Origin of the sequence: Streptomyces sp. NPDC052114, assembly GCF_040680155.1 — a bacterium.
In the GTDB taxonomy this organism is placed as follows: Bacteria; Actinomycetota; Actinomycetes; order Streptomycetales; family Streptomycetaceae; genus Streptomyces.
In genome coordinates, this window is sequence record NZ_JBFAWC010000004.1 from 382,438 (window position 1) to 392,780 (window position 10,343).

The 10,343-nt window shown below is 74.5% G+C and carries 7 protein-coding genes; 3 read left to right on the forward strand and 4 right to left on the reverse strand.

The features are described from left to right. Positions 1 to 127: 127 nt before the first annotated feature. Together AB0L89_RS11575 and AB0L89_RS11580 are read right to left on the reverse strand one after the other, a co-directional pair. Entirely contained in the window at positions 128 to 937 is an 810-nt protein-coding gene (locus AB0L89_RS11575) for a PDZ domain-containing protein (RefSeq protein ID WP_365138127.1), read from the reverse strand. A gap of 21 nt (positions 938 to 958) precedes the next feature. Continuing rightward, positions 959 to 1,861, reverse strand: coding sequence for a LysR family transcriptional regulator (locus AB0L89_RS11580; protein WP_365138130.1), 903 nt, complete (start codon positions 1,859 to 1,861; stop codon positions 959 to 961). A gap of 95 nt (positions 1,862 to 1,956) precedes the next feature. Between AB0L89_RS11580 and AB0L89_RS11585 the strand changes: the two genes are divergently transcribed. After that, positions 1,957 to 2,709 carry a hypothetical protein gene (locus tag AB0L89_RS11585; protein ID WP_365138133.1) on the forward strand — a complete coding sequence of 251 codons (753 nt, stop codon included), beginning with the start codon at positions 1,957 to 1,959 and terminating at the stop codon, positions 2,707 to 2,709. A 19-nt stretch (positions 2,710 to 2,728) separates the two neighbouring features. Here the strand turns inward: AB0L89_RS11585 and phsA are convergent, their stop codons facing one another. After that, on the reverse strand, positions 2,729 to 4,630 hold the full coding sequence (gene phsA, locus AB0L89_RS11590; RefSeq protein WP_365138136.1) for an O-aminophenol oxidase PhsA: 1,902 nt from the start codon (positions 4,628 to 4,630) through the stop codon (positions 2,729 to 2,731). A gap of 268 nt (positions 4,631 to 4,898) precedes the next feature. Continuing rightward, entirely contained in the window at positions 4,899 to 7,064 is a 2,166-nt protein-coding gene (gene cyc2 / locus AB0L89_RS11595) for a germacradienol/geosmin synthase Cyc2 (protein ID WP_365138139.1), read from the reverse strand. 249 nt (positions 7,065 to 7,313) lie between these two features. Here cyc2 and AB0L89_RS11600 point away from each other — a divergent pair, with 249 nt between their 5' ends. Both AB0L89_RS11600 and AB0L89_RS11605 read left to right on the forward strand, forming a co-directional pair. Beyond that, the gene (locus AB0L89_RS11600; RefSeq protein WP_365138142.1) at positions 7,314 to 7,802 is read left to right on the forward strand and encodes a hypothetical protein; all 489 of its coding nucleotides are present in this window, start codon (positions 7,314 to 7,316) and stop codon (positions 7,800 to 7,802) included. 689 nt (positions 7,803 to 8,491) lie between these two features. Continuing rightward, entirely contained in the window at positions 8,492 to 10,339 is a 1,848-nt protein-coding gene (locus tag AB0L89_RS11605) for a hypothetical protein (protein WP_365138145.1), read from the forward strand. Positions 10,340 to 10,343 lie beyond the last annotated feature (4 nt).

Genomic DNA, 10,343 nt, shown 5'->3' on the forward strand with positions numbered 1-10,343 from the left:
CTGTGGTCGCTTCGTCCCTGCCGGATCGTCCCTGTCCGGGCGGTCCCTGTGCGGGCGTCCCTGTCCGGGCGCCCCAGTCGGCATCCTGCCCGCAGCCGTCCGCGCCCGCGAACCCGGGGTCCGGCGCTCATGTGACGACGCCCGGCCGGACCGGGAGGGTCTGGCGGGCGCCGCCCTCGTGGCGCACCGTCAGGGTGGTCGCCCTGCCGGGGCGCGCGGCGCCGACCGCCGCGGCGAGCCCGGCCGCGGAGCCGACGCGGGTGCGGCCGACGGCGACGAGGACGTCTCCGCGGACGAGTCCCGCGGTGTACCCGGGTCCGGGGATGTGGACGCCGACGAGCAGCGCGCCCGCGCCGCCGGGGGCGTCGACGGCCTCGACGCCGAGGGTGGCGGTGCGGACCGGGCCCGCGGGCGGGCGTCCGCCGGTGCCCGGCGCGGCGGACGCGCCCGGCGCGGAAGGAGTGCCCGGCGCGGCGGCCGTCCCCGCTCCCGGCCCCGCGGCCGTCGGCGGCTTCGCCCCGGGCGCGCCGCCTGGCCCCTTCTGGGCGGCCTTCTGCGCCGCCTCCTGCATCTCGGCCAGCTTGCTCATGCCTATGACGGTGGCGCTCACGGTGCCGAGTCCGACGCCCGAGAGCACCAATATCGCCGCGACCAGCAGGCCGAACAGAAGCGTCGTCAGACGCCTGAAGCGGCGCCTCGCGGCGTGCGGACGGTGCCCCTTGCCCGGGGCCTTCCCCGAGGCCTTTCCCGGGCCCTTCCCCGGCCTCTTGCCGAGGCCGGCCGGGCCGCTCGCGGGGTGGTTCACCCAGCTCTTCCGCCACCGCTGCCCCGGGCCCCTGGCCCAGCGCTTTCCGGGGTGGTGCCCGGGGGCCCGGCCCGGGTTCTGGCCGGGGTTCTCGCCCGGCATCGGCTTGGGACGCAACGTGGTCTGATCCATGGCTCGCCTCCGGCCACAGCCCTACCCGGCGTGACCCGGCGGCGACGCCTCACGAACGGGTGAGGCGGTGTCCAGCTGTGCGGCAAGCGCCGCCGCGGGCCCGCGCAGGGCGCCCGCGTGGACCGCCTCGGTGCGGTGGACGACGCGGGGCGCCGTCAGCGGCACGGCGACCGTGCCCGGCGCCTGCCCGGCCGCCGAGCGCGGCAGCAGGGCGAGGCCGTGGCCCGCGGCGGCGAGCGCGGCGAGGGTCCGCAGGTCGGTGCCGTCGTAGCACAGGGCGGGCCGGAAGCCGGACGTGCCGTTCGCGGCGCGGAGTTGGGCCAGGGGCAGCCCGGCGCCGGGGGCGTCGATCCAGCGGGCGTCGACGAGATCGCCGAGCCGCAGGCCCGCGCGGCGGGCCAGCGGATGCCCCTCGGGCAGCAGGACGTCGACGGGCTCCTGCGCGATGGCGCGCGCGGTCAGCGGCGCCACGTCGGGCAGCCGCAGCGGGTCGTTCGGGGCGGCGAGGCCGTCCACGAGACCCAGGTCGGCGTGGCCGGCCGCGACGGCCGCGGGGATCTCCTCGCGGGGCAGCACGCGCAGGGTGACGCCCGCCGGGGGCAGCGCCTCGACCGCGCGGCGCGTCAGCGCGGTCGGCGTGGCCGCCAGGGTCAGGCCGTGCGCGGGAGCGGCGGCCATGCGGACGACCTCGGCACGGGCCGCGTCGAGACGCAGCAGCAGCGGGCCCGCGTGCTCCAGCAGGCGCACGCCCGCCGGGGTGGGCGCCACGGGGCGGCGGGTGAGCAGGGCCGTGCCGAGGTCCTGCTCCAGGGCGGCGATGTGCTGCGAGACGGCGGACTGGGTGTAGCCGAGCTCGCGCGCGGCCTCGGAGAAGGAGGCCAGGCGGGCCACCGTCACGTACGTACGCAGGAGGTGCGGATCCATGGCCCCAAGGATCCCCCACCTCATCAGCGATGCTTATGGCGGATGCAGTTTTCATCGTTGGACGTGAACCACGTGCCGCGCCCAGGATGATCCGCATGACCACGACCACACCGCACACCGCGGCCCCGGACGCCCCCGCGCCCCGCGCCGCCCGCATCGCCCTCGTCGGCGACCGCTCGCCGAACGTCACCGCCCACACCCGGATCCCGCTTCTCCTGGAAGCCCTCGCCGTCCACGACGGCCTGTTCCTCGACGCGTACTGGATCCCGAGCGAGGACGCCGCCGAGCCGGACGCCGTACGCGGCTTCGACGCCGTGTGGGTGCTGCCCGGCAGCCCCTACCGCAGCGAGGCCGGCGTGCTCGCCGCGATCCGCACGGCCCGCGAGGACGGCGTGCCCTTCCTCGGCACCTGCGGCGGCTTCCAGCACACGCTCCTCGAATTCGCCCGCGACGTGTGCGGCCTGCCGCACGTCGCGCACGCCGAGAACGACCCGGACGCCGAGGACCTCCTGATCACTCCGCTCGCCTGCTCCCTGGTGGGCCACGAGGGAACCGTGACGCTCGCGCCGGACTCGCTCGCCGAGTCGGTCGTCGGCGCCCGCGGGTCCGTCGAGCGCTACCACTGCTCCTACGGTCCGAGCGCCCACCTCGACACGCTGCGCGCGCACGGACTGCGCTTCACGGGCGAGGACGAGGAGGGCCAGGTGCGGGTCGCCGAACTGCCCGGTCACCCCTTCTTCCTGGCCACCCTCTTCCAGCCCGAGCTGACCGACGACGGCGCGCGGCCGCACCCGATCGTGCGGGCGCTGGCGCGAGCCGCCGTGCGCCACGCGGGCCTGCCGGCCTGAGGCCGCGCGTCGGGCCCGGCTAGGCCGCGTGGCCCCCGTGACCGCCGCCGTGCCCCGCGCCGTGGTCGAACTTCAGGGCCTCCTCCGGCATCACGACGAAGGGCCGCATCATGCCCATGTCCTCGTGCTCCAGCAGGTGGCAGTGGTACATGAAGCGGCCGTACGCGCCGTCGAACAGGCCCATGACGCGCAGCAGTTGGCCCCCCGGAACCCGGAAGACGTCCTTCCAGCCGCGCTCGTTCGGAGCCAGCGGGATGCGCCGGTCCGGGTCGAAGGCGACCGGCGCGAGGGTGCCGCCGATCGTGACGTCGAAGCCCGAGACGTCGTACGCGTCGCGGCCCAGGAGCTGGAAGTCCGCCAGGTGGATGTGCATCGGGTGGGTCACCGGCGGGTTCACCGCGAGGTTGAGGAAGCTCCACTGCTCGTGGGTGCCCTCGGCGATGTTGATGCCGAGGCCGTCGTTGAACGTACGGGCGATGCGGCGGTACGTCTTGACCTTGCCGTCCTCGCCGCGCAGCTGGATGATCCCCTCGGTCGGGACCTGGATGTCGCCCGGCTCCTCGACCTCGGCCATCTCCCAGATCTCCGGGTGGCCGCCACCGCCCTTGGTGGCGGGCGGGGTCAGCACGATCAGCCGGTGGCCGTGCCTGATGTCGTGCGTGAGCGGACGGAACGAACCCGAGAGGATCTCCGGCAGTTCGAAGGCGTCCGGCTCGGCGCACTCGCCCACCCGGAACTCCATGACCTGCGGATAGCGCACGTCGTTCGCCGCGTCGGGCACACCGGGCGCCTGGTCGCGCCCCTTGTTGACCAGGCGCAGCCGCTTGCCGGCGAGCCCCCGGAAGTCGACAAGGAGGTCCATGCGCTCGGCGGGCGCGACCGTGAGCGCGGGCAGCGCCCCCTCGAAGTCGACCGGCACGGGGCGCGGCAGGAGTCCGCCGTCGCTGCCGATCTGGTGCAGGACGCCCCGCACGGGGTTGTCGTCCTCGTCGATGAGCACCAGGTCGTAGATCCGGGCGTTCGACGCGTTGACCAGGCGGAAGCGGTACCAGGCCGCGTCCACGTCCGCGTACGGCCAGATGCGGCCGTTGACCGTGGTGTACGGGCCGGTGAAGGGCAGGGAGACCGGCTTGCCCGTCTCCGGGTTCTTCGGGTCGACGATGACGGTCTTGTGCAGCAGGCGGCCGTTCAGCCGGCCGTCGCCCTCGTCCGTGTCGAGGTTGCGGTCGGCGATCAGCAGCGGTATCTCCCGCTCCCCGGAGGGGAGTTGGAGGGCGTCCTCCTCGTCGTCACGGACGAGGTAGGTGCCGTACAGACCCGTCATGACGTTCCACCGGGTGATGTTCATGGCGTGGTCGTGGTACCACCACTGGACCGCCTGGTGGTCGTTCGGATACTCGCTGAGCTGGGCGTCGCCGAAGCCCACCGCGTTGTCCGCCCAGCCGTCGTTGCCGCCGCCCGTCTGCGCGCCGTGCAGGTGCGTCACCGACCAGGCGGGCAGGGCCGCCACGTCCTTGTTCGGCTCGACGCCCGCGCGGCCGGGCTCGGTGCTCGGCGGCGGGGTCCTCGGGTCCCCGCGCGGGACCTCGACGGCCGTGACGGGATACTCGCCCTGCGGGATGCGGTTGGTCCAGGCGATGCGGACGCGCTGTCCGCGCCGCACCTCGATGGTGGGTCCGGGCACCGAGCCCGCATAGCCCCACATCAGCGTCGGCGGCAGCTGCGGGTGCAGACGCACCCAGGTCGGCCGCAGCGCGATCTCGGTCTCCTCGCGGACGTCCGCCGCGTCGGGACGCAGCACCGGCGGGACGGTCAACGGCGCGACGAACGGCGTCAGTTCGCCGTCCACCGGAGCCTTCGCCTCGGTCTGTGCCGCGTCGCCCGTCAAGCGGTCCGCGATGCGTTCGATGATGTCGGTCACGATGGAACACCCCCGTGTTCGCTTCGTTCTTCCCCCATGTCGCGGCCGGCCGTGCACCGGCCGCCCTCACCCCAGAAGACTCCTGGCGCAGCAGTGAAGTTCCACGAATCCCGCGTTCCGGAAGAAATCATCCGAACGAGACACTCCGGATATGCCGGTGCAGGCGCCCCACCTGCACATCGGACGGCGGAAGGGCCCCACCCGCACGCCGGGTGAGACCCCTCACACACGCCTTCCGGTCAGCGCCGACCGCCGACCCGCGGGTCCGTCATCCGATCCCCGCGATCGACGGCACCCTCGGCACCCGGTCGGGCACGAAGCCGTGCGCGCGCCGGGCCAGGTCCGCCGCGCCGTAGCGGCGGCACTCCCGGTGCCAGTTCAGGATGCCCGCCGTCCAGTTCCGCAGCGTGACCACATGGCCGTCCAGCGCGGCGCGCGCCTCGGGCGACAGCTCGAAGTCCTCGTACAGGACGGGGAACTCGTGCGCGACGACGTGCTCGAACTGCCGCATGCGCTGGGTGATCAGGTCGTTCACGACGCGCAGCGCGGCCGGGTAGTCGCAGCCGAAGAAGTTCCGCACCACCTGGATGCCGTTGTGGAACTCGCCCTCGTACTCGATCTCCTTCTGGTACGAGAAGACGTCGTTGACGAGCATGGCGTAGTCGACGGCGGCGTTCTCCAGGGAGCGCACGGGACCGCTGCGGTAGACCTCGGGCGCGACGGCGGGTCCGTGGCCCAGCCGGCTCAGGCACATCGTGAGGTCCGAGCCGAAGGTGGCACGGCGCATCTCCAGGTAGTCGACCGGGTCGGGAACGCGGTTCTGCGCCTGGTTCCAGAGCTCCCACAGCCAGCTCTCCGTCATGACCTCAACCGACTCCCGCAGCCGCTGCCGCCGCTCGGGGGTCATGGGCCCGGCCGTGCGCCGCCACAGGTCAACGAGGCCACGCTCCATGGCGTTCAGCGGCGCCGGGACCGGCTCGCCCTCCAGCGGCATGCAGGCGGAGAGGCGCTCCGTGCAGAGCCGGGCGCCCGCGAGGTCGCGGCGGCGGCCGAAGACGAGCGGGTAGTAGTCGTCGGCGTAGGTGCCCCAGGCCAGCCACTGCGCGCTGAGGTCGAGGGCCTCCTCGGTGCCGTCCGGGTCCATGCCCGCCGAGCACAGCACGAGGTCGTACGCGGTGAGTTTGTCCTCGTCCCAGACGCCCTCCGCCAGGATGCCCGTCGCGTGCGCCCAGGCCGTGAGCCGTGGCCGCGCCGCGTCCAGACCCGGATGGAGCCGCAGCTCGAACGGCATGGGGAAGTCGGGGATCCGGGAGGGTCCCACCCGCTGGAACGGCACGTGGGTGAAGGACCGCAGGCGCTCCTGCCCGGCCGCCGCCAGCAGCGCGCCCACGCCGGCCGCGGAGGTGCCGATTCCGGTGGGCCCGCCGAGCGGTGAGGAGTCGAGGGCGCCCTCGTTCATGTACCGGCTGGAGCGCAGATGCCACTCGTGGCCGCCCGACTGCCAGTCCTGAAGCCCCCGTGTGTACGCGCCGACCGCGGCGACCTCGGGCGCGGTGAGGCCCTTCTCCAGGGCGAGGGCGGGCACTTCGGTGAGCGCGGTGTGCTCGAACTGGTGCAGGCGCGAGGTCAGGACGTCGTTGACGGTGTCGGCGGCCTCCTGGGTCGTACAGCCGAAGAAGGTCTCCAGGACGAGGACGCCGTTGCTGAGCTCCCCCTCGTCCTGCACCTCGCGCTGGTACGAGAAGAGGTCGTTGCGCAGGTGCACGCTGTCGGAGAACGTCTCCATGAGGACGCGCAGCGGCCTCGACTCCGCGACGGCGGCCGGCACTTCGGCGGTCGCGTACTCGACGAGCCCCGCCGACCAGGGGGCGCCGCCGACCTTGCGGCGCATCTCGATGTACTCGACGGGGTTGGCGATCCGCCCTTCGTTGATGTTGGACAGCTCCCACAGGGACTCGTTGAGGAGGTGCTCCGTGGACAGCGCGAAGCGGCGGCGCCAGTCGGTGGACATCGCGGGCACCGTGCGTGCCCACAGGTCGGCGAGGCCCGCCTCCACCGGGTTCTGCGGCTCGGGCACCGGAGCGGCGAGGTCCATCGGCATGAACAGGGGCAGCCGGTCCAGGTGGGCCTTCCCGGCGGAACGGTCCTGCGTGCGTTTGTACCTGTCCAGGAAGTGATCGTCGAAGAAGAAGACCCACACGTACCAGTCGGTGATCAGCGACAGGGCGGGGCCGTCGCAGTCGGGGTGGGTGTACGCGCACAACAGGCCGTAGTCGTGCGCGTCGAGGTCGCTCTGCTCCCAGATGCCGGAACCCTCCAGCATGCCCCTCTCGCGCGCCCAGCGCGTGGAGTGCGCGCGCGCCTCCTCCAGGTGCGGGTTGAGCCGCGCGGGATGCGGCATGTAGAAGTGCGGCAGTTCGAACGGCTGCGTCATGGCCCGGCCCTACCCGGGGCCCTCGGCCGACATCCGCGAGGGGACACATGATCGCCTTATCGCGTGAATCGGCGTGGACCGGCGCACGTGGCGGGCGCGCGAGGGATAGGGACGACCGCCCCGGCCGAACCCCGCGGACGCGCGATCCGGCCCTGTCCCGGATCTGCCCCACTGAATCACCGGTTTCCCCGCCTGCGCAGGGCTCACGCCTCTAGGCTGCGGTGCACACCCCGGGAAGGAAGCACGTCCATGACCGATGCGCCGCCGCGAGCGGAGCTGCTCCTGGGCCGCGAGGTCCCGGACGAACTGCGCGAGGAGCTGGTCGCCGCGTTCGCCGGGCTCGGCGTGCCGCCGGCCCGGGTCCGCCGCGTGGTCGAGCACCGCGGAGCCGCCGACATCCCCTGGATCGTGCTGGCCTCACTGCCCCTCCAGGCGTTCCTCAGCGGCCTGGGAGCGGAGGCCGTCAGGGACGCGTACGAGGCGTTCAAGGGGGTCGTACGAAGGACGGCCCGGCCCGCGTCGCCCGCCCCCGGCACCCTGGGCGAGGACCGCGAGGCTCGACCGCTCGTGCTCCAGGACGCGGCCACGGGACTGACCGTCCTGCTGGAGACCGATCTGCCCGCCGAGGCGTACGAGAGCCTCGCCGCGCTCGACCTGACGCGGTTCGCGGTGGGACCACTGCACTACGACCGCGCCCAGGGCCGCTGGCGTTCGGTCCTTGACGAGGCCGCCGGCTGATCCGCCGGCCACAGGACGCGGCGGGCCGCCCGCCCGCGGATCGGGGGCTGACTGTGACTGCGCAGAGCGCGCGTACCGATGTGACAGGTGCCGAACAGGCCTGCGCCGAGGGTGAGTCGGCCCTCGCGCGCGCCGACGGCGAGACGGCGGAGCGCCACTTCCGACGCGCCCTGACACTGGCGGGCGTGTCCGTGGCGGATGCGGGGGGCGCGGGAGGCGCGGGGGCTCAGGGAGGCGCGGGGATCGAGGGAGGCGCGGGGGTCGAGGGCACGCATCTCGCAGACGGCACCTCCCGCCCGGACGGCACCCTTCCCCTTGACCGCACCTCTCGTCCGGACGACGCCCGTCCCCTTGGCGGCACCTCACCGTCGAACGACACCTCTCCCCTTGGCGGCACCTCGCCGTCGAACGACACCCCTCCCGCTGGCGGCTTTTCTACGTCGAGCGGGACCCTCCCTCTTCACGGCACCTCACCGTCGAGCGGGAGCCTTCCCCTCGGCAGCACCCCTCCGTCCAGTGACACCCTCCCCCTTGACGGCACCCTTCCGTCGGACGGCACACCTCCCCTCGGCAGCACCTCCCCGGCCAACGGCACCCCCCTCCCGAACCACACCCCGCCTCTGCCCCCGCCTCCGCTCCCCGACGACGCCGCGCGGCTTGCCGCGCGGGCGTGGACCGGTGTCGGGCGGGTGTGGCTCGCCGCGGGCGACGTCGAGCGCGCCGTGGGCGAGTTCGAGCGGGCGCGCGCGCTGCGGCCCGCGGCCGCCGGGCCGCTGCACTGGCTGGGCTGCGCCGAGGCCCACCGCGGGGACCTCGACGCTGCGGAGCGTCATCTCACCGCCTCCCTGGCCTGCGCCGTGCCGCACGGCCGCAGCCTCGTCCAGCGCGCCTACGTCCGCGCCCGCGCTGGCCGCACGGACGCCGCCCTGACCGATCTGCGCGCCGCCGCGTCGGCCGCGCCCCTGGACGACGAGGCCCGCTGGGTGCTCGCCGTACTGTCGGGCCGCCCCGCGCGCGAAGTGGCGCTGCGGTTGCGCCGGGCCGCCCTCGCCTCGCTCACCGGCCCCGGCGAGGAGCGCGCGCAGCCGGACGCGGCCACGTGGGCGCGGGCCGGAGCACTGGTCGCCGCCGCGCGGGGACTCGACCGGGGGCCGTCGGAGTTCGCCCCGCTCCACGCCGTGACACTCGTGCGCGGCGGGCGGCGCCCGGCCGCCGTGGAGTTGCTCAGGGACGCCGTGCGGCACGACCCCGCCGACCACCGCGTCACCCACACCCTCGCGTTGGCCCTGCTCAACTCGCCTGATGAGGAGGGTGGTTGCGACTGGGAGCCGTGCGTCGCCGCCTGGGCCGCGGTGCTGCACGACGCCGGGTTCTGGGAGCGGGTCAGGGCCACCGCGGCCCAGCGGTACGGCACCGCCGTGGAGGCCACCCTCGTGCCCGCCCTGCGCGCCGGGCTGCGCGAGGCGCTCGAACGCCGCATGCCCGCCGAGGACGCCGGAGCGCGCGTCGCGCCGGGCCCGCTGCTCCAGCGCGAGGCCGACGCCGCCAAACTCCTCGCCGCGGCCGGCGGCTTCCCGTCCGCCGGGGGCGGCGGAGCACCCCTGTTCTGCGGGCCGCTGCGCGTCGCGGAGCTCGGCAGGGCGGCGGAGTTCGGCGCCTTCGCCGCCGCCCAGGAAGCCGCCTCGCCCTACACCTCCCTCACGTACGCGTTCTCCGAACTCGGCTTCGCGCAGCTCCTCCTGGGGCAGGACAAGGCCGCCGACGCGCTCGCCGCGCTCTCGGAGCTGCGCTGCCCCGGCTGCCGGGCGGGCGGGAGCGGCCCCGGGGCGGCGGCCGTGTGCGAACCGGACTGCGCCCGCTTCGACGAGCTCAACCCCGGCTACGCCGGACTCCCCGACAAGCACCGGCGGCTCTCCCTCGACGCGCGCGGCCTCGCCCTGGAGGCGCGGCTGACCATGGGCCGCACCGAACTGACGGGCAGGCGGCCCGACTTCGCCGCCGCGGCCGCGTACTGGCGGCGCGCCCTGGTCCACAGCAGGGCGCTGGAGCGCTATCACGAGGCGCAGGTCGCCATCGTCGACATGTCGCTCGGCGCGGCCCGGCTCGCGCACCGCGACGGGCGCCTCGACCTCGCCGTGTGCACCCTGGAGACGGCCCACTCGGTGATCGGCGCCAACGAACGGGGCCGCCTGGAGGGGCAGTTGGCGCGGGTCCTGGCCGACCGAGGGATCTCCGTCGCCAACGACGAGGAGTCGCCGCTCGACCAGCCCGCCGCCGACCTGCGCCGCTCCGTCGCCTTCAACCCGCACCTGCTGCGGGCCCAGGTCAGCCTCGGCGTGGTGCTGCGCGGCCTGGCCGCGGCCCGGTGGACCTCGGGCAGCCTGTCGGGCGCGCGGTCCACCCTCCAGGAGGCCATCGACCAGCTGACCGCCGCGCTCGCGCTCTTCCCCGACGACCCCGACCTCGAAGAGCAGCGGGAGGCCGCGGTCGCCGACCTCAATCACGTCATGTGGCAGCCCGACGCGAGCGAAGAGTGACGGC

Excerpts from the sequence above, each read along its gene's own strand:
- AB0L89_RS11585 (WP_365138133.1), top strand. The coding sequence starts at position 1,957 with ATGACCACGACCACACCGCACACCGCGGCCCCGGACGCCCCCGCGCCC.
- AB0L89_RS11600 (WP_365138142.1), top strand. The coding sequence starts at position 7,314 with ATGACCGATGCGCCGCCGCGAGCGGAGCTGCTCCTGGGCCGCGAGGTC.
- AB0L89_RS11575 (WP_365138127.1), bottom strand. The coding sequence starts at position 937 with ATGGATCAGACCACGTTGCGTCCCAAGCCGATGCCGGGCGAGAACCCC.
- AB0L89_RS11580 (WP_365138130.1), bottom strand. The coding sequence starts at position 1,861 with ATGGATCCGCACCTCCTGCGTACGTACGTGACGGTGGCCCGCCTGGCC.
- cyc2 (WP_365138139.1), bottom strand. The coding sequence starts at position 7,064 with ATGACGCAGCCGTTCGAACTGCCGCACTTCTACATGCCGCATCCCGCG.